Raw genomic sequence first — 18,753 nt, forward strand, 5'->3', positions numbered from 1 at the left:
GCATCGCTGGCCCATGCACCGGACCATATCGCCCAATCCCGCTCTTGCCGCCGTCTTCATCCTGGTGGCCACAGTTTTCATCGCAGGCACCACCCTGATCGCAAAGGCTTTGGGGACCGAGGCATCGGGCGTGCCGCTGCATCCGCTTCAGATCAGTTTCGGGCGCTTTGCCTTTGCGTTTCTGGCGATCACGACCGTGGTCGCGCTGCGGCGACCCCGGTTCACCCGCCCGCATTGGGGGCTGCATCTCGGGCGCACCAGCTTTGGCTGGATGGGGGTGACGCTGATGTTTGCCTCGGTGGCCTATATCCCGCTGGCGGATGCCACCGCGATCACCTTTTTGAACCCTGTCTTTGCGATGCTGCTGGCGATTCCGCTGCTGGGAGAGCGGGTTGGTCCCTGGCGATGGGCGGCGGCGGCGATTGCGCTAGTGGGCGCGATGATCCTGTTGCGCCCGACCCCGGCGAGTTTTCAGCCCGCCAGCCTGCTGGCGCTGGCGGCGGCTGCGGTGATGGGGCTGGAGCTGATCTTTATCAAGCGGCTGGCCGGGCGCGAGCGGCCGTTGCAGATCCTGTGGGTCAACAATCTTCTGGGCACGGTGATTGCCTGTAGCGCGGTGGTCGCGGTCTGGCAGCCTCCCTCGGCAGAGCAATGGGCGCTGATGGCAGCGCTCGGCTGTATGATGGCCTGCGCTCAGGGCTGTTTCATCAACGGGATCGCGCGGGCGGATGCGTCATTTGTGGCGCCTTTCAGCTATGCGACGCTGATCTTTGCCACACTCTATGATCTTGCGGTGTTCGCGGTGGTCCCGGATGCGGTCACCGTGCTGGGGGCGGTGATCATTCTGGCGGGCGCGGCGCTACTGGCCTGGCGCGAGGGAAGACAGCGCCCCCCGACCCTGCACGTGGATCCGGGCGCGCAGGCGGATCAGGATTTCAGCCGGTAACCGCTGCGCAGCATCAGCCAGGCCAATGTGCCGATGGCGAGGCTTGCGAGGCTGCAGACCACAAGCCCGAGCACCGGCGAACTGTCGGAGGTGCCGATCACGCCGAATCGCACGCCGTCGATCAGGTAGAACACCGGATTGAGATGCGACAGCAGCCGCAGCACTGGTGGCAGCGACTGCACCGAGTAGAACGTGCCGGAGAGAAAGGCGAGCGGCGTCACGATGAAATTGGTGATCGCTGCCATCTGGTCGAACTTCTCGGCGAAGACCCCGGCAACAATGCCAAGCCCACCGAGGAATACCGCGCCCAGCACCACAAAGAGCAGCGCCACCAAAGGGTGTTCCGGCACCACGCCAAGCACCAGCATGAGGCCGGTGCCGATGCCGAGGGCCACCAGAACGCCCCGCGCGACCGCGCCGGCCAGATAGCCCAGCAGGATTTCAACCCCGGAAAGCGGCGGCATCAGCGTGTCGACGATATTGCCCTGCACCTTGGTGATCACGATGGAGGAGGAGGTATTGGCAAAGGCGTTTTGGATCACCGTCATCATCATGATGCCGGGGGCCAGAAATACGATGAAGGGCACGCCCATCACATCGCCCCGCCCCGGCCCGATGGCAATGTTGAAGATCATCAGGAACAGCGCGGCAGTGACCATTGGCGCCAGCAGGGTCTGGGACCAGACCACGAGAAACCGGGTGATCTCGCGCCGTGCCAGGGTGCGCAGGCCAAGCCAGTTCACCCGCCCGAACCGGCGTTCTCCGAGGGCGATACCCGGTGAGACAGGTGACTCTGCCTGTGCTGCGGCCCCTGCCGGGGTCTGCGGTGTATCCTGTGCCATGTCCGACCTCTTTCACTCTGTGCGGGCCAATCCCCCACCGGTCCGGCGACCTCGGGGGTGGTCACGGCCTTCGTAACCGGTCGCAGGCGCGCGTCAACCCGTGCTGCGCCCTTTGCCGGGGCTGATCGTCGAGCCTGATGGATAGGCTTGTCGCCGCAGATGGCCCGGCAGACCCCTGACAAGCGCAAGACGCTCTTGTAACTCGGGGCGCAGTGATTAGAATAGGGGCTTGTTACGGAATTCGATGGCGGCCGCAGGTTCCTGGGGCCGCTTTTAGCTTGGAAAGGCAACAGATGTCCTGGACAGACGAGCGCGTCGAACTGCTCAAGAAAATGTGGGGCGAAGGGCAATCTGCAAGCCAGATCGCCAAGGAACTCGGCGGCGTGACCCGCAACGCCGTGATTGGCAAGGTGCATCGCCTGGGACTGTCCAACCGCAACAGCGGTACGGCCAAACCGGCAGCCGAGCCCAAGGAAAAGCCCGCCGCCGCGCCAAAGCCAGCGCCAGCCGCCGCCGCTGCGGCTCCGGCCAAGCCCAAGCCGCAGCCCAAGACCGAACCGGCCCGCCCGGTAACGCCCGAGCCTGCGGCCACCGGCGACGCCCGGAGCGCGACGCCTGCGCGCCGTCAGATCATCCCGGCCGGACAGCCACTGCCGCCGCAGCCCTCGGCCAATGAGATCAGCCCAGAAGCGCTGGCCAAGGTCAATGAGATCGAGAAGAAGGCCAAGAAGCTGTCGCTGATGGAGCTGACCGAGCGGACCTGCAAATGGCCCGTAGGTGACCCCGCGACCGAAGATTTCTGGTTCTGTGGCCTGCCGGTCCAGCAGGGCAAACCCTATTGCGAAGCGCATGTTGGCGTGGCCTTCCAGCCGATGAGCGCGCGCCGCGACCGCAAACGCTGAACCACCTGCCAGCTGGCCTTGGGTCTGAGCGGCAGGTCGTGTGATGTAAAACAGCGCCCCGGATGTCTCCGGGGCGCTGTTTTCATGCTGGGGGGAAGCGGTTCGAGGCCCCTCCCCCCCCGCGCCCGCAGGCGGGCGATCAGATCAGATAAGATCAGCCTTTCTCCGGCGCCGAGGATGTGAAGTTGGGGATCACGCTCTTGGAGGCATCGGCGGGTTCGATTTCGGGCCAGTTGCCCTCGGCGAGGTTGATGTTGCCGGGAATATCCGCTTCCCAGAAGCCGACGACGTTCTTGGTGATGTTGAGATAGAGTTTGTCATCCACGATGCGCCAGAGGTTCGGGTTGCCCGGAACCTTGCCGCCCTTGGAAACGCCATAGGCACAGTGGCCATCATATTGCGGCGCGTAATACTCGGGGTTGGCAGCAAATTTATCGCGGTTCTCGGCGCTGGCGAAGGCGAAGGTGGCGCCGTTATGCTCAACAGTGAAGGCGGCATTGCCGGGCACCGCTGCGGGCTGGGCGTTGCCGACAGGGTTCTGCGCCAGATCACGATAGGCCACCACATCGTAGCCCGAAACGGCAAAGCCGGTGTTGTCGACATATTGATCCCCGGCAAAGGCAGGCAGACCAAAAGAGGCAGCGGCCAGGGCGGCAAAGAGAATGCGTTTCATAGACTATCCTTTTCAAAGGCGCGGGCCATCGGACCCGACAGAAGCGGAACGCCGACCATCCGGGCCGGGCTGTTCAGACACTAGCCAGAGATCGCAGGCGATGCGAAGGGGGGCTCACGTCCCTGTGTCCAGTGCGGAGCCGCCGTGATCTGACGCGGGGATTTGTTACAACCGGCAGGCCGCAGCCCTCCCCGGTCAAGAAAAAGTGTATGCCGCAGACCTTCCAGTCATTGGAATTTTGCGCGACCTGATTATCTGTTGCAGGATACGGCGCGGCCCCCCTCCTGGAGGACGCTGCGCCACCATCACCTGATCCATTCAAAAACCCTTTCATAACAAGGCCAACAGATGAGTGACACAACCTATACCCCACCGAAAGTCTGGACCTGGGACCAGGAGAGCGGTGGCCGCTTTGCCTCGATCAACCGCCCGATCGCCGGTGCCACCCACGACAAGGAGCTGCCGGTCGGGAAACACCCCTATCAGCTTTATTCACTGGCCACGCCCAATGGGGTGAAGGTCACGGTGATGCTGGAGGAGCTGCTGGCCGCAGGTCACAAGGGGGCTGAATATGACGCCTGGCTGATCAATATCGGCGAAGGCGACCAGTTCGGGTCCGGCTTTGTCGAGGTGAACCCCAATTCAAAGATCCCGGCGCTGATGGATCGCAGCGGCGACACGCCGGTGCGGGTGTTTGAATCCGGCTCGATCCTGGTGCATCTGGCGGAAAAATTCGATGCCTTCCTGCCAAAGTCCGGGGCCGCGCGCGCCGAGGTGATGAACTGGCTGTTCTGGCAGATGGGCAGCGCGCCGTATCTCGGCGGCGGCTTTGGCCATTTCTACGCCTATGCACCGGAAAAATACGAATACCCGATCAATCGCTTCTCGATGGAGGCCAAGCGTCAGCTGGATGTGCTGGACCGCCAGCTGGCCGAGACCCGTTTCATCGCCGGTGAGGATTACACCATCGCCGATATGGCGATCTGGGCCTGGTATGGTCAGCTGGTGCTCGGGCGGCTTTATGAGGCAGCGGAATTCCTGGATGTGGAAAGCTATACCCATGTGCTCCGCTGGGCCAAGGAGATCGATGCGCGTCCGGCCGTGTCCCGTGGCCGCATGGTGAACCGTGCCTTTGGCGAGCTGCACACCCAGCTGCGCGAACGCCATGATGCGTCGGATTTCGACACCAAGACGCAGGACAAACTGGAACCGGCAGAAGCCGACAGCTGACCGCGGGCGGGGACGGCCCCGCCTACCACCATTGCAGAAGACACTGGACATCGCGGCGCCTAACCGGGCCGCGATGTTTCTGTTTGAGACCCGCAGACCTGCCGCCCTAGCTGAGCCGGGGCGGATTTTCAGGATCCCGTCCGGGGGCAGAGGGCAGTTTCGGTTCTGCCGGTTGCGGCAGATCGAACCGCAGTCCCACCTGCGCCAGCCGCGCCGCCATCGCATCGCTGCTGGCAAAGAAACCCACATCCAGCGCACCCGCCTCAACCCCGGAGAAGGTCAGCGCCTCTCCGACCGCCTTGGCCAGCGCGGGCTGCGCGGCATCCCTGGCATCGACAAAGCCCAGCAGATGCCCCTGCCCGCCGCCGCGATAGTTCAGCCCGACCAGATAGGCGGCCTGAGCCAGCCCAACGGCGGTGGCCAGTTTGGTGTCCAGCGCGGTGATCAGCACTTCCGGCAGGCCTCCGGGGGCGGTGATCGCCTCGATTTCGGCGTCAACCTCGGCAGGCATCTGGCCGAGCGTCTCATGCAGCCAGGCCACCGCCTCGGCCGGGATCAGGATTGCCGAAGGTGCCACATCCAGGTTAACGCCAAGGCCGATGTTTGCGCCTGCGCCCTGCCCTGCCAGCATCTGCACCACAACCCGCCCCGACAGCGCGGCATAGGGCACGATGCGACCGGCGAATTCCGCGAGCCGGTCCTCACGGTCAAAAACCAGCGCAAAGGTGCCCTCCTCCGTCTCGAATAGCTCGGGCGCGATACTGTCGCCCTCTGCCTCGCGGGCCAGCATCAGGAACAGCTCGCTATCAGCCAGCCTTTCGTAGAACCGCAGGCGGGCCGCGTCATCCTGCGGCGCGGCCAGCATCGCGGCATGGCTGGTGTCCAGAGGGGTGGCTTCGGTCATGTTATCAGCTCCTGAACCCGGGCGCGCAGGACCGGCAGCAGATCGGTCTCGAACCAGGGATTGCGTTTCAGCCATGCGGTATTGCGCCAGGACGGATGTGGCAAGGGGAAGTCCTGCGGCGCGTGGTCCCGCCAGCTCTCCACCCGCGCCTGAACCGGCTGTTTGCCACCCAGGTGATAGCTGTGGGCATAGGCCCCGACCAGCACACGCAGGCCGATATTGGGCAGGTTGGTCATCACCCGGTCGTGCCAGGTATTGCGACAGATGGCAGGCGGCGGCAGGTCGGCTTTCTTCGGCGAATAACCCGGAAAACAAAAGGCCATGGGCACAATGGCCACCAGCGCCTGGTCGTAAAATTGCGCCTCACTCAGACCCAGCCACTCACGCAGGCGATCCCCGGAAGGATCGGTGAAGGGGCGGCCGCTGTCATGGACCCGCGCGCCGGGCGCCTGACCTGCGATCAGGATGCGGGCGGCGCTGTCGAACCAGGCGACAGGACGCGGGCTGTGTCTGGTGCTGGTGGCGGCAAAACGCGCAGCACAAAGGCGGCAGGCGCGAATCTCCTGTCGCAGCTGATCAATTGTCGTCATATCCGACCCTGCCATCCACGCCTCAGGCCCCGTTTTTCACCCCGCGTAACCGGTGCCCAGGGCCTCTGTCATCCGGCATCGACCGCCATCTTCCGATCAAAGCCCCGCCACTTGGTTAAGGGAGCGTTGCCAAAACCCGTAACAATTGGACATAATATGGTCCAAATAGCAGCCTATGTCGTTAACACAAATCTGTTAGTGCAGTCATAAGGCCGCCGGGATCCGCCTGGCGCATGATGAGGATCAGAGACCCCGAACGGGGCCGAGAGCAGCACCGGAACCCGCGATGCTTGAGTTTGAAAACGTGAGCAAGTCCTTCTGGACCGGCACCCAGCGCAAGGTGATCCTTGACCGGGTGTCCTTTCGCGTTGAACTTGGTAAATCCATGGGGGTGCTGGCGCCGAATGGCACCGGCAAGACCACATTGATCAATATGATGGCGGGGCTGGAAAAACCCGACGAGGGCGATATCCGCCGGGGCTGCCGGATTTCCTTCCCCCTCGGCTTCATGGGGGGCGTTATCAACCGCCTCTCGGCGATGGCCAATGCCCGCTATATCGCCAATCTCTATGGGCTGGATCCCGATTATGTTGAGGCCTACTGCCGCTGGCTCTGCGGTCTGGGGGAGTATTTCGACCAACCGGTCGGCACCTATTCCTCCGGGATGCGGGCGCGGTTCAGTTTTGCACTGATGCTGGCGCTGGATTTTGATATCTTCCTCATCGACGAGGGGATGCCCAGCACCACGGATGTGGAGTTCAACAAGAAGGCCGGCGCCATCCTGCAGGAGCGGCTGGAAACCACCACCATCATCATGGTGTCGCACCAGCCCAAGACGCTGGAGAAATTCGTCCGCTCTGCGGCTGTTCTGGTTGATGGCCAGTTGCATATGTTTGAAACCTTGGAAGAAGCGAAACAGCTCTATGACTACCAAACCCAAGGCGAGTAAATTCCGCGTCCGCCGGAGCGGCACCACGGCAGCGCAGCCTGCCGCCGCGCGCCCCGTGCCACCACCGGGTGCCGCTCAGGCTGGCGCTGGCGCCCTGTCTGCGAGTGCGGCGAGTGCTGCAGCGGATAGCGCTACGGTCAAACCGACAGCCGCAGATGAGCCTGTCATCATCAAGGAACCTGCCGCCGCGCAATCCGGCAACGCGAAGCCCGGCAAGCCGTCCACCAATCTGGATGACATCCGCAAGGAAGGGCTGACCGGCCGTCAATTGCGACTGGCGCGCCGCATCGCCCAGAAGAACAACCTGGCCGCCACCTCTGATTTCGACGCGGTCCGCCAGCTGCGACTAAAGGGCATCGATCCGTTCCAGCGCGCCAATATGCTGGAGCTTGTGGTCCAGCCCAACAAGGCCCAGCCGACGGGCAGCCCGCCTGCCCCGGGCGGCGTGCAACTGCCGCAGACAGTTCCCGTCGGCAAGATATCCCTGCCCGCCCAAGAGCTGAGCCCTGCGGAGCGGCGCAACCGGGAAATCAAGCAAATTCAGCGCGATATTGCGCGCCGCCGTCGCCGCCGGTTGCTTCTGCTGGGCGCGCGTCTTGCGTTTTTCGTCATGCTGCCCACGCTTCTTGCGGGATATTATTTCTATAGCGTCGCAACGCCGATGTATGCCGCGAAATCCGAGTTCCTCGTGCTCAAGGCTGACAGCGCAGGCAGTGGTGGCGGTCTTGGCGGGTTGCTCAGCGGCACCCAGTTTGCCACCAGCCAGGATTCGATCGCGGTCCAGAGCTATCTGCAATCGAAGGAGGCGATGCTGCGGCTGGACCGCGAGATCGGATTCAAGTCGCATTTCACCCAAGAGTGGATCGATCCGATCCAACGGCTGAACGACAACCCCACCAATGAGGAAGCCTATAAGACCTATTCGCGCCACGTGAAGATCGGTTACGACCCGACCGAAGGTGTGGTCCGCATGGAAGTCACCGCAGCCGATCCGCAGATCTCGGCGGAGTTTTCGCGCAAGCTGATCAGCTATGCGCAGGAAAAGGTGAACCAGCTGTCGGTGCAAAAACGCTCCGATCAGGTGGGGGATGCCGAAACCGCGCTGGAGATGGCCGAAGAAAAACGCCGCAATGCCCAGGAAACACTGGTGCGGCTGCAACAGCGCGGCACCGTGCTGGACCCCGAAGGCGTGATCATGTCGCTGCGTTCGCAGATCAGCACCTTTGAACTTCAGCGCCAGGAAAAGGAGCTGGAGCTGGCGGCCCTGCTGGACAATACCCGCCCAAATCAGGCCAAGGTGGATGGCGCGCGCGCCGATATCGCGCGGCTGAACAGCCTGATCCAGCGGCTAAACGATCGCATGATTGACGCCTCGGCCGGCGAAAACTCGCTTGCCAGCCTGACGGTGCAGATCCAGATGGCGCAGGCTGATCTGGCGACCCGCGATCTGATGCTGCAATCGGCGCTGCAACAGGTTGAACAGACCCGCATGGAGGCAAACCGCCAGGTGCGCTATCTCACCACGGCGGTAGAACCCGTGCCCAGCGAGGAAGCGACCTATCCCCGCCGATTTGAAAATACGATTTTGGCATTCCTGATCTTTTCCGGTATCTACCTGATGTGCTCGCTTACTGCGTCCATCCTCCGAGAACAGGTTTCGTCATAACGCCATGAAAAATATTTCCGTCGCCGATCTCAGCATCGGTAATGACCGCCCGCTGACCCTGATTGCAGGACCCTGCCAGCTGGAAAGCCTCGATCATGCCCGCATGATCGCGGGCCAGATGAAAGAGGCCTGCGCCAGATACGGCGCGCAATATGTGTTCAAGGCGTCCTACGACAAGGCCAACCGGACCTCGCTCTCCGGCAAACGCGGGCTGGGCGTCGATGAGGGGCTGAAGGTGCTTCAGACAATCGCCCGCGAATTTGATGTGCCGGTGCTGACCGATGTCCACACCGAGGCGCAATGCGCGGTGGCGGCTGAGGCCGTGGATATCCTGCAAATCCCGGCGTTTCTGTGTCGCCAGACCGACATGCTGCTGGCCGCAGGCAGGACCGGCAAGGCCGTGAACATCAAGAAGGGCCAGTTTCTGGCGCCCTGGGATATGGCCAATGTCGTCGCCAAGGTGGAAAGCACCGGCAATGAGAACATCCTTCTGACCGAGCGCGGCACCTCCTTTGGCTATAACACGCTGGTGGCTGACATGCGCTCGCTGCCGCAGATGGCGCAGGGCGGCTACCCGGTGGTGATGGATGCAACACATTCCGTGCAGCAGCCCGGCGGCAAGGGCGGCTCCACCGGTGGGCAGCGCGAATTTGCGCCGCTGATGGCGCGGGCGGCAGTATCGCTTGGCATTGCGGCGGTGTTCATCGAAACCCACGAAGACCCGGATAACGCGCCCAGCGATGGGCCCAACATGATCTACCTCGACCAGATGCCGAAGCTGATCGAGACGCTGATGCGTTTTGATGCCCTGGCCAAGGCCGATCCCATCCGCATCTGATTGACAAGAGAGCCGAGTGACATGACCAAACCCATCCCCGAGGTGCGCCCAAACACCTGGAGCTTTCTGCGCGATCCGATGATCACGCCCACCGGTTTTCGCGAATATGACGCGCGCTGGAAATACCCCGAGGAAATCAACCTGCCCGGCATGACTGCGCTGGGGCTGGGACTGGGCACGCAGATGCACAAGCGCGGCATCCCGCCGGTGATCGCCGTGGCCAATGACTATCGCGACTATTCCGTCGCCATCAAACAGGCGCTGATCATCGGCCTGATGCAGGCTGGCATCGAGGTGCGCGATATCGGCCCGGCGCTGTCGCCGATGGCGTATTTTGCCCAGTTCCATCTGGATGTGCCTGCCGTGGCCATGGTCACCGCCAGCCACAACCCCAACGGCTGGACCGGGGTCAAGATGGGCTTTGAACGCCCGCTGACCCACGGCCCGGACGAAATGGGTGAGCTGCGCGATATCGTCCTGAATGGTGAGGGCGTGGCCCGTCCCGGCGGCTCCTATCAGTTTGTGGATGGCGTAAAAGAGGCCTATCTGGACGATCTGGTCGGGGATTTCAAAATGTCTCGCCCGCTGAAGGTGGTCTGCGCCACCGGCAACGGCACCGCCTCGGCCTTTGCGCCGGAGCTGTTTGAGCGCATGGGCGTTGAGGTGGTCGATAGCCACAACAGGCTGGATTACAGCTTTCCGAACTACAATCCCAATCCTGAAGCGATGGAAATGCTGCACGATATGTCCGCCAGCGTAAAAGCCTCGGGCGCTGACATGGCGCTTGGCTTTGATGGCGACGGCGATCGCTGCGGCGTGGTGGATGATGAGGGCGAGGAGATCTTTGCCGATAAGGTCGGCGTCATCATGGCGCGTGATCTGAGCAAGATTTACCCGAATGCGACCTTTGTGGCGGATGTGAAATCCACCGGGCTGTTTGCCTCCGACCCCGAGCTGAAGGCCAATGGCGTGACGGCGGACTACTGGAAAACCGGTCACAGCCACATGAAACGACGGGTGAAGGAGATCGGCGCGCTGGCAGGGTTCGAAAAATCCGGCCACTACTTCCTCGCCGAACCTGTGGGCCGGGGCTATGACTGCGGCATGCGGGTCGCGGTCGAGATCTGCAAGCTGATGGATCGCAACCCCGACAAGAGCATGTCGGATCTGAGGAAAGCACTGCCCAAGACCTGGGCGACGCCGACCATGTCGCCCTATTGTGCCGATACCGAGAAATATACCGTGCTGGAGCGGCTGGTGGATAAACTGGTCGCCAAGGCCGAGGCGGGCGAGACGCTGGCAGACCGCCCCATCAAGGAAGTCGTCACCGTGAACGGTGCGCGTGTGATCCTGGATAACGGCTCCTGGGGGCTGGTGCGGGCATCCTCCAATACGCCGAACCTCGTTGTGGTCTGCGAAAGCAGCGAGAGCGAGGCCGAGTTGCGCCAGATCTTTGCCGAGATTGACGCGGTCATCCGCACCGAACCGCTGGTCGGGGACTACGATCAGACCTTTTGATCATTCCGCCAGCTGAGATAAAAACGCCCGCCATTGGCGGGCGTTTTTATTTTGTCGGCACTGTGGGATCTGGCCACTCGAATCTGGCGGCTGGATCAATCGCCGCCCAGAAGCCGCAACAGCTGATCCTTGGCCTCTTTCTCGATCCGGTCGCGGATGGCCTCATTGATGTCCTGCTCCGGCGCGATCTCTGTATCCAGCTCTTCGGCCAGCTTTTGGCGCAGGCGATCCTTGGCCTGTTGTTCCACCGCGTCGATTTCCGGCTCCAGCGCGCGTTTCAGATCCGGCCGAATCTTGGGATCGCTCCAGGGACCGGTGATCGCAACGGGGATCGACAGACGGGTGCTGCCGTCGCCGCGTTGCAGGCTCGGGGTGAACAGGTAGTCCAGATCCTGAGCCCCCAGCCCGATGCGGCCTTCTCCTTCGGCGCGCAACCCGCGCAGGCTCAACAGCAGATCCTGATTGAGCAGATTGCCGCCCTCGATCGTATAGCTGGCGGTCAGCCGGTCAAAGAGGGTGCTGCCGCCATTGCCGCTGCCGCTGCGCATCAGTTCTTCCAGATCGAAGCCGGTAAAGAACCCCTTGCCGACCTCCAGCCAACCTTTGCCGCTGAGCGAGGACATGATCTCTGCCACCGAATTGCCGACCCCCAGATATTCCAGCTCGCCCAGCGCCTCACCATTGAGGCGGTCATAGCCCATGGTCTGCCCCAGCGCCTGTTCCAGCCGGATATCCTGAAAGCCCAGCTTACCGCCGACCGACAGCCCGTTGCGGTTGTTGACCACCAGCTGCCCCTGCAACTGACCGTCAAAGACCGTGGCGGGCTGGAATTTCAGAACCGCACGCGACCGGTCAAGGGTCAGGTCCAGCGAGCTGGGCCCGAGGCGGACAGATCCGGTCTCCACCCCCTGCACCTCCAGCGAAATCGCGGCATTGAGCGCGGCGAGCCAGCTGAAGTCCATCGGCGTGCGCGACCAGCCATCGCTGACCGGATCGTCACCATTGCCCGCAGCGGCGGCGGCCGGCAGATCGGCCTCTCCCGAGGGCAGCAGCGCCGACAGATCCAGCTGATCCCCGCTGAGCCGCGCCGTCACCATCGGCACATCGCCCAGCACCACGTCGGCAGCTCCGCGCAGCCTGTTGGCATCCGCCTCCAGCGTCAGATCCCGCAGCGCCAGCCGCCCGTCGGGGGTATAGGTGAGATCAGACCCGATGAGCCAGCTGTCCACCGCCGGGGTCTCGATCCCCTCTGCCGCACCAAGCACCGCAAGGCTGCGCGCCAGATCGGTGCTCTTGCCGGTCACCCGCCCGGTGGCGGCGCCATTGATATCCGCCCGCCCGTCAAAGCGCAGCTCCGTATCGTCAGCGCTAAGCGACGCCCCGACCGAGGCCACCTGACCCGCGAGGAAGGCCTCGAACGTGCCGATTTCGGCGGCGATCTGCACCGGCGCCCCAGCCGGGCGCAGCGTCACATCGGCAATCACGGTGCCCGTGGGATCAGGCCATTGCAGCGCCAGGTCGACCTGTTTCATCTCAATCGGGGTTTCGCCATGGGGGGCGTAGCGCAGGCTGGCACCGGTGAGGGTCAGCGCCTCGATGCTGATCGGCAGGCTTTCCATCGTGCCGGAGGGGGCCGCCGGGGTCTCCACCGCACCGGATGCGAGTGGCTCAAGCACCCAGTTGCCGGTGCCATCCGCGCGGGTGCTGAGGTTCAGCTGCGGCAGGACAGCCGACAATTCGGTGATCCTGACCTGACCGCGCAGGAGATCCGCCGCCGCAACCCCAATGGTCAGCCGTTCCGCCGTCAGCATCGGCTCAGGCCCGGCCCATGGCGCGTTTGACAGCGCCACACGGTCTGCCTTCACTCCCAGCGTCGGCCAGAGCGTATAGCCCACGCGCCCGCCAAAGGTGACCGTGCGACCGGTCTGCTTTTCGATCTGGGTTGCCGCCAGCTGGGCCAGCTTCTCCCCCGGCAGCAATAACAACCCAGCCAGCAGCAGCACCAGCGCCACCACCAGCGCCGCAATGACCCGGATTATCAGCCTCATCACCCCACTCCTCTTGCCTTGCCCCCGTATTCCCCACGGGGTTTTGCGCAGCTTACCGCCTGCGCGCAGGGGTGCAATGCAGGAAGCCCCCGCGCAGCATCAAAGGTTTGCATGTTTGCATCAGAGGTTTATCGCAACCGGAACCGCTGGCGCAGGCCCAGACGCCCGAGGGCGACAGCGCAGGTCACAGCACAAAATCGCCCGCTCTTCGCGTCTCACTTGCGCTCGGGATCACTATGGCTGTTCCGCAGGTTACGGGCTCTGGCCTGCCACCTTCAACACAGGAAGCGCGATATGCACCGCCCCGCTGCACAGGTGGTGACGCTGAATACCCCTGTTTTCCTTGCCTCCTGCCGCAGTCCTGATATATGCGCGCGCATGACACAGACACCCGGTTCAGCCAACCCGCCCAGCCTCCGTCCCGACCTTGCCCCGGAACCGCAGTTCCGCGACAAACCCCGTGACGGCCAGCCGACCCTCGGCATGGTGTCGCTTGGCTGCCCAAAGGCGCTGGTCGACAGCGAGCGGATCCTGACCCGGCTGCGCGCCGAAGGCTACGGCATCTCGCCCGATTACGCGGGCGCGGACGCGGTGATCGTCAACACCTGCGGCTTCCTCGACAGCGCCAAGGCCGAAAGCCTGGAGGCGATCGGCGAGGCGCTGAAGGAAAACGGCAAGGTGATCGTCACCGGCTGCTTGGGCGCCGAGCCGGACTACATCCGCGAGCATCACCCGCGCATCCACGCGGTCACTGGCCCGCATCAGTATGAACAGGTGCTGGACGCGGTGCATTCCGCGGTGCCGCCCAGCCCGAACCCATATGTAGACCTCTTGCCCGCAACCGGCGTCCGGCTCACCCCGCGCCACTTCAGCTATCTGAAGATCTCCGAGGGCTGCAACCACAAGTGCAAGTTCTGCATCATCCCGGACATGCGCGGCAAGCTGGCCTCGCGCCCGGTGCACGCGGTGCTGCGCGAGGCGGAGAAGCTGGTGGAGGCGGGTGTGCGCGAACTCCTGGTGATCAGCCAGGACACTTCCGCCTATGGCCTTGACCGCAAGTATTCCACGCACCCCTGGAAGGGCGCCGATGTGCGCAGCCATATCCTTGACCTCAGCCGCGAGCTGGGCAGGCTGGCCCCGGCAGAGGACCTCTGGGTGCGGCTGCACTATGTCTACCCCTACCCGCATGTGCGCGAGCTGATCCCGCTGATGGCGGACCCGGACAATGCGCTGCTGCCCTATCTGGACATCCCCTTCCAGCACGCCCACCCGGACGTGCTGCGCCGCATGGCACGGCCCGCGGCGGCGGCCAAAACGCTGGACGAGATCCGCGCCTGGCGCGAGACCTGCCCCGATATCACCCTGCGCTCCACCTTCATCGTCGGCTTCCCCGGCGAGACCGAGGCGGAGTTCCAGCACCTGCTCGACTGGATGGACGAGGCGCAGCTGGACCGGGTGGGATGTTTTAAATACGAAAACGTCGACGGCGCGCGCTCCAACGATCTGCCGGACCACGTGCCGGAAGAGGTGAAGCAGGAGCGCTGGGAGCGGTTCATGGAGAAGGCCCAGGCGATTTCCGAGGCCAAGCTGGCGGCCAAGGTCGGCCAGACGATGCAGGTCATCGTGGACGACATTGACGAAGACGGCATCGCCACCTGCCGCACCAAGGCCGACGCGCCGGAGATCGACGGCAACCTGTTCATTGATGAGGGAACCGAGGGGTTGCAGGCGGGTGATCTTGTGACGGTCGAGGTGGACGAGGCCGGGGAGTATGACCTGTGGGGCGTTAGGAGGGCTTAGTCCCCCCGAACGCCGGGCAGCTATTGTGCCCGTAGCGCCTCTACCTCTGCCTCATCTTCGATTGATTGAACACTGACGTCCGATTGTGTTTCCCGAATTCTTGGCGCAGGTTTCCTCCACGGAGACAGGTCTTGGCCAACCTCTCGATAGAATTTTGGAACGATGGTCTCAAGCTCTGCGATAAAATTTGTTTGCTGGGTAAATTTTGCTCCCAACCGCTTTGCAACGTAGATATGAAAACTGACAACTTGAAGCCCGTTTTTGTCTTTCTCGCAGCGGTCGGGATCGGCAACCAATTCCGTTAAGGGAAAATGGGTGTCTTCGCTGCGACCCGGCCAAGTCATGCGAACAAACAGATCGTCAGTGGCGTCGCTTCTCAATTGTCGCAGCAACCAATTCAAACGGGCTTTCGACGACTTCTTGTCCTCAGGCGCTCTGAGTGTCATTCCCGCTTCAATTGTCCGGCGGTTAAGATCTGCTACGACCTCCAGAGGTGCGGCAGCATTGGGGATGTCAAAGCAGATTTGTAATTGATGAGTTTCCCTCAGCTGGTTCAATTCGTCTTTATGGCGGTCTGCCGGATTTTTAGCGTGTTTTCTGTTCAGGCGCTCTTTTACGCTTGCCTCCGTCTGCCTGCTCAAGATCAAGGAAAGATCTTTCGTTTCCTGATGCCAGGCTTCCAATACGGCGACAGCCTCCGACGATTTGGCCAGTATCTTGCCACCCGCAGAGACCAGCTTGTTTAACTCTCCCCATTCCGGCGGCATTCGATCGAAACCACGAATACCCGCGCTTTCATGGGTCAGAAACCGCCTCAGCTCATTCAGCAGCACACGCTGATCATCGTCGGCCACGCCGTCATTGCTGATCAGCAAATCCACAGCCGTCAGAACAAACATCCATGACCAATGAAAAACAGGGATCTTAGAGCGGCTTTTGCGCACATCTTCTAGCGGATGGTTCGCAGGCAAGGTCGCAAACTGATTGGAAATTGTGATGACGCAGTCGATTCCGTTATCCTTGGCGAGGTTCCGATATTTTTCAATCTGCTCTGCTGTCAGCGGATTATTCCCAATCTTCGCCTCCACCATAGCGCGCCATTCGCGTGAGCCATTTCTCACAATGATCAACCCATCAGGGCGGTCTTTGCCCCCACCTTCTTGGCCGTGAAAAACAACCTCGGTAAATGTCTCGACCGACGTTCGTTTTCCCGCTCTCTGCCCCAGAGAGGCCAGAAGCTCCGATGCAAGTTCCTCAACTTTCGAGAGGCAAGCGAGAAGAATTGAGGTTGTGCGGCCCTCTTTGGAGTTGTTGGACAGAACCGGGAAAAGGCGCGCAGGCTCTCCTTGTTTTAGATATTCTGGTCTGTCCATGGTGCCTCCAAGCCGCTCTCGTAATAAGGTGGTATTATCATTTTCTACAATCCTGGAGTGATTTTGCACAACTTTAGATTTATTGCAAAGGTTGGATAGACCGCAGCAACATTACCCCTTGCCGCGTTGTTGGTTGGACGGGGTGGACCGGGATGGATTGTGGCGCGTGGAGTTTTTGGGCTGCCTGTGACCATCTGCCCTTCGTCCGGCGGCGCGGCGCCGCTATATCGTCAAGTATCAGTGTTCAGCAAAGAGGCACCCACCATGCCGACCCCTCAGGATGACAGCACGGAGGTTCTCTACAACGGGGAATGTCCGGTGTGCAGTATCGAGATCCGCCATTATGCCAATCTGGCGGAGCGGCGGGATTTGCCGCTTAGGTTTGATGATCTGAACTCGCAGGATCTGGCGCTGTGGGGCGTGGATGCCGATAGCGCGGCGCGACGGCTGCATGTGCGCCATCGGGGCGAGGTGCTGAGTGGCATCCCGGCGTTTCTGGTGCTTTGGGCGCAGATGCCGGGATATCGCTGGGTCGCACGGATCGTCGGGTTGCCCGGTCTGCGCCAGCTTGCATCGGCGGCATATGATCACCTGCTGGCGCCGACGCTCTATCGCTGGCACCGCCTGCGGCAGCGTCGCGGGTCGTAGCTGCGATACGTCAGTCGCGCAGCACCATCAGCTGATCGGCATTGCGGCAGCCGGGCATCGGCGCCTGTGATCGCTCGCGGGTGGCAAGGAAGGCCTCGCAGTGCAGGGTCGCGTCGCAGCTGCGGCAGCGGGTGATCATCGCGGCCCAGTCCTCGGGAGGGATCCGGCCTGCGGCCAGCGCAGCGCTCAGCTCAACCCCCGCAGCCTGCCCCATCCGGGCCATCAGGCGCAGGTGATGGAGCGGATCGCCCAAGGGCCGCATCCTAGCGCTCCTGCTCTGTCTCCGCATCGTTCAGAAAGGCCAGCAGATCGCGGTTGCGGCAGAAATCCGGCGCGTCGGCGCCTGGGCGGCCCCCCTTCGCCAGCCAATTTCGGCAGGCACCGACGCCGCCGCAGCGGGTGCAGCGCAGCACCGCCTCGGCGATCTCGTCAAATCTCAACCGGCCCGAGATGGCTTCTTCCTGTAGGTCCAGCCCCACGGTTGTGGCCATGCTGTCGAAAAGATCGGCATGGGTCTTCAGGTTGTCCCTGCGGCTCTGATCGGTGTAGGTGGTCATCTCGGCGCCCTCGGAAATCATTCATTCTGAGGGCAGCTTAGCCATCTCCGGCGCACTGCGATTTGATGCAGGTCAAAAGGGCGCGCACCCGGCGGTCAGCTGCTCCTGGCCGGGTCGAGATAGGCGCGCACCGCGTCCTGAACCCGGCGAAACCGGTCGCCGCCCAGTTTCTTGCCGCCATACCAGCGGGTGACGATGATCAGGTGATCGCAGAGCCCCTCGCGCTCCATCATGCGCAGGATGACCATACCGGCGCCGCTTTCGCCGTCATCGGCCTTCAGCGCGCCGGTGGGCAGCTGCGCGGCCCAGGTGTTATGGGTCGCCTTGGCATAGGAGCGGTCGGATTTCAGCGCCGCCAGAACGGCGTCGATCTGCTCGCGGCTGGTGACCCGCGCTCCGCTGACCGCATAGCGCGAGCCGCGATCGGTCAGCACGACGCCCAGCTGCCTCAGCGAGGCGACGGCTTGGTCCAGATCGCTCAATTCAGGTTATATTTCTGGATCGTCTGATTGACCACGCGCACCCGGTCCGGGTTGGCCGGATGTGTGCCCAGAAAGCGATCGCCCGGATCCGGCAGCCGGTTGAAGAAGCGCACCCCGATGCTGGGACGATACCCGGCCTTATGGGTGATGATGGTACCCAGCTCATCCGCTTCCAGCTCGAAATTCTTCGAATAGGTGCGCGCGCCGACCACCGCGCCAAGATCCTGGGCGCGGGCCACATCCGCCGCGCTGGCGCCAGAGACGCTGGCAAGTCCCGCCAGCAGGATCGAACCTGCCACCGCGCTTTGTCGTTTGCGCGCCAGATGGCCGCGAATATGATGGGCGGCCTCATGTGACATCACAAAGGCCAGCTCATCCCGATTGGCAATCTGCCCCAGCATCCGCTGGGTGAAGGTGATCACCGGGCGCCCGGACCGGTCCTGGCTCTGATAGGCATTTGGCGGGGCATTGGGGTTGGGGTCGATGCGGATCAGGAAATCACAGTTCAGACCCGGCGCACGCGCCCGGCATTCCCGTTCAGAGACGGGCTCGACCACGCGGGTGACCGCCGCAAAGGCGCTGCGCCCCTCGGCCGGGGACAGGCCCTGAACCGGCGCGCCAGAGGGCCGCGCGGTGGGCGCAGACCCGGTGTCAACCACAACATCACAGGCCGCAAGACCCATGGTGATGGCACATCCCATCAACAGCAACACCCGACGCATGACATCTCCTTTGCTTTGTCTGTGCCATCTTATCGCGACAGCGGACCGAGGATCAATTGCATGAA

19 protein-coding genes are annotated in these 18,753 nt (G+C 62.7%); 9 read left to right on the forward strand and 10 right to left on the reverse strand.

Translation table 11 applies throughout. The features are described 5' to 3' along the window. The first annotated feature begins 13 nt into the window (after window positions 1-13). On the forward strand, window positions 14-946 hold the full coding sequence (locus VWY75_RS12780; protein WP_416539113.1) for a DMT family transporter: 933 nt from the start codon (window positions 14-16) through the stop codon (window positions 944-946). Here the strand turns inward: VWY75_RS12780 and VWY75_RS12785 are convergent. Continuing rightward, the gene (locus VWY75_RS12785; RefSeq protein ID WP_416535027.1) at window positions 928-1,788 is read right to left on the reverse strand and encodes an ABC transporter permease; all 861 of its coding nucleotides are present in this window, start codon (window positions 1,786-1,788) and stop codon (window positions 928-930) included. The two genes, VWY75_RS12780 and VWY75_RS12785, sit on opposite strands and share 19 nt — an antisense overlap. Window positions 1,789-2,081: 293 nt before the next feature. Here VWY75_RS12785 and VWY75_RS12790 point away from each other — a divergent pair, with 293 nt between their 5' ends. Further along, window positions 2,082-2,690: a GcrA family cell cycle regulator gene (locus VWY75_RS12790; RefSeq protein ID WP_340546177.1), complete on the forward strand. Its 609-nt coding sequence runs from the start codon at window positions 2,082-2,084 to the stop codon at window positions 2,688-2,690. A gap of 154 nt (window positions 2,691-2,844) precedes the next feature. Here the strand turns inward: VWY75_RS12790 and VWY75_RS12795 are convergent, their stop codons facing one another. Further along, on the reverse strand, window positions 2,845-3,363 hold the full coding sequence (locus VWY75_RS12795; protein ID WP_416539114.1) for a YHS domain-containing (seleno)protein: 519 nt from the start codon (window positions 3,361-3,363) through the stop codon (window positions 2,845-2,847). A 348-nt stretch (window positions 3,364-3,711) separates the two neighbouring features. Between VWY75_RS12795 and yghU the strand changes: the two genes are divergently transcribed. Further along, window positions 3,712-4,593, forward strand: a complete 882-nt coding sequence (gene yghU, locus VWY75_RS12800) for a glutathione-dependent disulfide-bond oxidoreductase (RefSeq protein WP_340546179.1) — start codon at window positions 3,712-3,714, stop codon at window positions 4,591-4,593. A gap of 106 nt (window positions 4,594-4,699) precedes the next feature. Here the strand turns inward: yghU and VWY75_RS12805 are convergent, their stop codons facing one another. Together VWY75_RS12805 and VWY75_RS12810 are read right to left on the reverse strand one after the other, a co-directional pair. Continuing rightward, complete coding sequence (locus VWY75_RS12805) at window positions 4,700-5,497, reverse strand: SseB family protein (protein WP_416535024.1); 798 nt, start codon at window positions 5,495-5,497, stop codon at window positions 4,700-4,702. Then, window positions 5,494-6,087 (reverse strand): uracil-DNA glycosylase family protein, encoded by a 594-nt coding sequence (locus VWY75_RS12810; RefSeq protein WP_416539115.1) that lies wholly within the window; start codon window positions 6,085-6,087, stop codon window positions 5,494-5,496. The genes VWY75_RS12805 and VWY75_RS12810 overlap by 4 nt, the downstream gene beginning before the upstream one ends. A gap of 286 nt (window positions 6,088-6,373) precedes the next feature. Here VWY75_RS12810 and VWY75_RS12815 point away from each other — a divergent pair, with 286 nt between their 5' ends. Genes VWY75_RS12815 through VWY75_RS12830 form a run of 4 tightly spaced genes read left to right on the forward strand, consistent with a single transcriptional unit; the run spans window position 6,374 to window position 11,058 of the window. Next, a complete protein-coding gene (locus VWY75_RS12815; protein ID WP_340546182.1) occupies window positions 6,374-7,036 on the forward strand; it encodes an ABC transporter ATP-binding protein in 663 nt (220 codons plus the stop codon). Then, window positions 7,011-8,702 carry a capsule biosynthesis protein gene (locus VWY75_RS12820; protein ID WP_416539116.1) on the forward strand — a complete coding sequence of 564 codons (1,692 nt, stop codon included), beginning with the start codon at window positions 7,011-7,013 and terminating at the stop codon, window positions 8,700-8,702. The genes VWY75_RS12815 and VWY75_RS12820 overlap by 26 nt, the downstream gene beginning before the upstream one ends. Before the next feature lie 4 nt (window positions 8,703-8,706). Continuing rightward, window positions 8,707-9,540 (forward strand): 3-deoxy-8-phosphooctulonate synthase, encoded by an 834-nt coding sequence (kdsA, locus tag VWY75_RS12825; protein WP_340546184.1) that lies wholly within the window; start codon window positions 8,707-8,709, stop codon window positions 9,538-9,540. 21 nt (window positions 9,541-9,561) lie between these two features. Further along, on the forward strand, window positions 9,562-11,058 hold the full coding sequence (locus tag VWY75_RS12830) for a phosphomannomutase/phosphoglucomutase (RefSeq protein ID WP_416539117.1): 1,497 nt from the start codon (window positions 9,562-9,564) through the stop codon (window positions 11,056-11,058). Window positions 11,059-11,153: 95 nt separating this feature from the next. Here VWY75_RS12830 and VWY75_RS12835 read toward each other — a convergent pair whose 3' ends face one another. Continuing rightward, a complete protein-coding gene (locus tag VWY75_RS12835; RefSeq protein ID WP_416539118.1) occupies window positions 11,154-13,106 on the reverse strand; it encodes an AsmA family protein in 1,953 nt (650 codons plus the stop codon). 378 nt (window positions 13,107-13,484) lie between these two features. On the opposite strand from VWY75_RS12835, the gene rimO reads away from it, so the two are divergent. After that, window positions 13,485-14,906, forward strand: a complete 1,422-nt coding sequence (gene rimO, locus VWY75_RS12840) for a 30S ribosomal protein S12 methylthiotransferase RimO (RefSeq protein WP_416539119.1) — start codon at window positions 13,485-13,487, stop codon at window positions 14,904-14,906. A 20-nt stretch (window positions 14,907-14,926) separates the two neighbouring features. On the opposite strand, the gene VWY75_RS12845 is transcribed toward rimO, so the two are convergent. Then, on the reverse strand, window positions 14,927-16,279 hold the full coding sequence (locus VWY75_RS12845) for a hypothetical protein (protein ID WP_416539120.1): 1,353 nt from the start codon (window positions 16,277-16,279) through the stop codon (window positions 14,927-14,929). 264 nt (window positions 16,280-16,543) lie between these two features. On the opposite strand from VWY75_RS12845, the gene VWY75_RS12850 reads away from it, so the two are divergent. Further along, on the forward strand, window positions 16,544-16,927 hold the full coding sequence (locus VWY75_RS12850; RefSeq protein WP_340546189.1) for a thiol-disulfide oxidoreductase DCC family protein: 384 nt from the start codon (window positions 16,544-16,546) through the stop codon (window positions 16,925-16,927). Between the two features lie 10 nt (window positions 16,928-16,937). Here the strand turns inward: VWY75_RS12850 and VWY75_RS12855 are convergent, their stop codons facing one another. From VWY75_RS12855 to VWY75_RS12870, 4 genes are all read right to left on the reverse strand, one after another. After that, window positions 16,938-17,189: a DUF6455 family protein gene (locus tag VWY75_RS12855; RefSeq protein WP_416535019.1), complete on the reverse strand. Its 252-nt coding sequence runs from the start codon at window positions 17,187-17,189 to the stop codon at window positions 16,938-16,940. A gap of 1 nt (window position 17,190) precedes the next feature. Continuing rightward, window positions 17,191-17,484 carry a DUF6455 family protein gene (locus tag VWY75_RS12860; protein WP_340546191.1) on the reverse strand — a complete coding sequence of 98 codons (294 nt, stop codon included), beginning with the start codon at window positions 17,482-17,484 and terminating at the stop codon, window positions 17,191-17,193. 95 nt (window positions 17,485-17,579) lie between these two features. Then, window positions 17,580-17,966, reverse strand: coding sequence for a YigZ family protein (locus VWY75_RS12865; protein WP_340546192.1), 387 nt, complete (start codon window positions 17,964-17,966; stop codon window positions 17,580-17,582). Next, window positions 17,963-18,688, reverse strand: a complete 726-nt coding sequence (locus VWY75_RS12870; protein ID WP_340546193.1) for a M48 family metalloprotease — start codon at window positions 18,686-18,688, stop codon at window positions 17,963-17,965. Before VWY75_RS12870 ends, VWY75_RS12865 begins: the two co-directional genes overlap by 4 nt. Window positions 18,689-18,753 lie beyond the last annotated feature (65 nt).

The sequence above is a fragment of the Phaeobacter sp. JH20_08 genome, from assembly GCF_048056635.1.
Taxonomy (GTDB): Bacteria; Pseudomonadota; Alphaproteobacteria; order Rhodobacterales; family Rhodobacteraceae; genus Phaeobacter; species Phaeobacter bryozoorum.